Origin of the sequence: Mangrovicoccus sp. HB161399 (assembly GCF_013184745.1) — a bacterium.
Taxonomy (GTDB): domain Bacteria; phylum Pseudomonadota; class Alphaproteobacteria; order Rhodobacterales; family Rhodobacteraceae; genus Mangrovicoccus.
In genome coordinates, this window is sequence record NZ_JAATVU010000194.1 from 1 (window position 1) to 2,232 (window position 2,232).

A 2,232-nucleotide genomic window follows, 5' to 3' on the forward strand; every position below is an offset into this window, starting at 1 on the left:
CGGGCATCCGCAGAAGCGCATCGACGAACTTCTTCCATGGAATTTCAAGCCGTCAACCTGAGATCCCGTGAGCCGGGAGCACCGCTTACGGCGGAGTGGCGGGCCGGTCAGATCATCGCGGGTGCCGAGTCCGGCTGGAAGGCCGTGCCGTCGCGCCACATGCGGTGCAGAACGACCGCGATCCGGCGGGCGAGCGCCACCATCGCCCGCTTGTTGCCGCGGCGCTTCGCGACCCGCGCCGCCCATGTTCTCAGCCATGACGCACGGCCGCGGTGCAGCAGGACGGTTGCCGCCTGGCAGAGCACGCGGCGCAGGCCGGTGTCGCCCGCCTTGGTGATGCCGCCGGTGATGTCGCGCTCGCCGGATTGCTGCCGGGACGGCGTGAGCCCGGTCCAAGGCCCGACCTTCTTCGAGGAGGCGAAGCGCGCCGGATCGTCGACCGCCGACTTGAAGGTCAGTGCCACGACCGCTCCGATCCCCGGCATGGTCATCAACAGGCCGCAGACCGGGTCCTCCTTGGCAAGCTGCCGGACCTGCCTCTCGAGCCCTGCGAGTTCCCGGCGCAGGCTGGCGCGGGCGCGCAGCATCGGGCCAGCTGCGGCTTCCAGCATGGCATTTCCCGCGGCCAGTTCAAGGATGCGGGCCTCGAACCGGCCCCTGGAAATCGTGCCGACCTTCAGCCCGAAGTTCCGCAGGAGCCCGCGGAGCGACATTTCCAGGTTGATCATGCCCTTCTTGACCGCCTCGCGCGCCGAGAGCAGTGCGCGGATCTCCTGCGCCGAGACCGACTTGCAATGGACCGGCCGGAACCAGCCCAGATGCAGCAGGCGGGCGATGCCCTCGGCGTCCCGCCGGTCAGTCTTGATCGGCATCGCCTTCAGCGCGCCCTTGACCTGACGTGTTTCCATGAGGACCGCATCGAGGCCGGCACCGGCCAGCCCGCGATGCAGCCATTGCGACAGCGGTCCGGCCTCGAGGCCGATCGCCGCGATCTCGCCGGGCTGCTCCCTCGCGAATTTCGCCAGCGCCTCCGGATCGCTGGAGACCTCCGCCTCCCTGACGATCCTGCCATGTTCATCGAGCACGCAGGCCGCTGTCTTCGCAAGCGAGACGTCGAGGCCAATGAACAGTTTCATCCCGTAATCCTCCTGCCAGAACAGATGCGGGAGCGTCACCAGCCGCCAGCCTTGCGGGCATGCAAGACTCGCTTCCGGCTGGCGGGCTGCGCCTTTGCCGGGCGGGAGTTGAACCCGCTGGATCGCTTCGAACGGTTTCAGGTCATCTATCACCTCCTTTCATTGTCATCCCCCGTTCCGGGGCTTGCTTGACGCAAGCTGGGCGCATGCGCGGCGCAAGCTGAAGGAGGTCTTCGATCGCGACGGGTCGGAGATCGCCGCCGAAGGCCTCCGCCGGATCGCCGAATTCTACCCGATCGAGGCGGAGATCCGCAGCATGGGCCCCGGCCAGCGCCTCTCGGCCCGCCAGGCCCGCACCGCGCCCTTGGTCGCCGCCTTCGGCAACTGGCTGCAGGAGCAGCGGCGCCGCGTTTCGGCCAAGTCCCGTCTGGGGGAGAAGCTGACCTACATCCACAACCACTGGGACGGCCTGCAGACCTTCCTGACCGACGGCCGGGTCGAGATCGACTCCAATTCCATGGAGAACCTGATCCGCCCGATTGCCCTCAATCGCAAGAATGCGCTCTTCGCGGGCCATGACGAGGGCGGCCGTGCCTGGGGGCGCATTGCGTCGCTGATCGAGACGGCAAAGATCAACGGCATCGAGCCCTTCGCCTACCTGAAGGCCACGCTGGAGGCGATCGCCGCCGGGCATCCGCAGAAGCGCATCGACGAACTTCTGCCATGGAGTTTCAAGCCGTCAACCTGAGATCCCGTGAGCCGGGAACACCGCTTACGGATCGCTCCGATCCCGGTCTGGATGTCGCGCTCGGGCCCGGCGCCATGGCGCACCACACGCTGACGGCCATCAGGCAGCCGCTCCCCGGCAAACTGGGCGACGAAACTCGCCGCCTCCGCCTTCAGGGCGGCCGCCAGCATCTGGCGTGCTCCTTCGCGGGCAATCTCGGTCAGCGGGTCGAGGATGGTTCCGGGCTGGCGGAGCCGGGTGATCGTGGTATCTTCAGTCATAGATGGGATGGTTGCCGCCCTCCCCAGACGGCATCGCAATGTGCCAAGATGGTGGTGTTGAAAGCTACCAGGCGAGGAGGACGGTGAG

General features: G+C 67.3%; 2 protein-coding genes and 1 pseudogene. 1 reads left to right on the plus strand and 2 read right to left on the minus strand.

Annotated elements, in window-relative coordinates:
* Positions 1-107: 107 nt before the first annotated feature.
* A complete protein-coding gene (locus HCC78_RS32135; RefSeq protein WP_172332755.1) occupies positions 108-1,136 on the minus strand; it encodes an IS110 family transposase in 1,029 nt (342 codons plus the stop codon).
* Between the two features lie 184 nt (positions 1,137-1,320).
* Here HCC78_RS32135 and HCC78_RS32140 point away from each other — a divergent pair, with 184 nt between their 5' ends.
* Positions 1,321-1,884 carry a transposase gene (locus HCC78_RS32140; protein WP_253949475.1) on the plus strand — a complete coding sequence of 188 codons (564 nt, stop codon included), beginning with the start codon at positions 1,321-1,323 and terminating at the stop codon, positions 1,882-1,884.
* A gap of 29 nt (positions 1,885-1,913) precedes the next feature.
* Here the strand turns inward: HCC78_RS32140 and HCC78_RS32145 are convergent.
* Positions 1,914-2,144, minus strand: a pseudogene (locus tag HCC78_RS32145) (IS256 family transposase); the annotation flags it as partial.
* Positions 2,145-2,232: the final 88 nt, after the last annotated feature.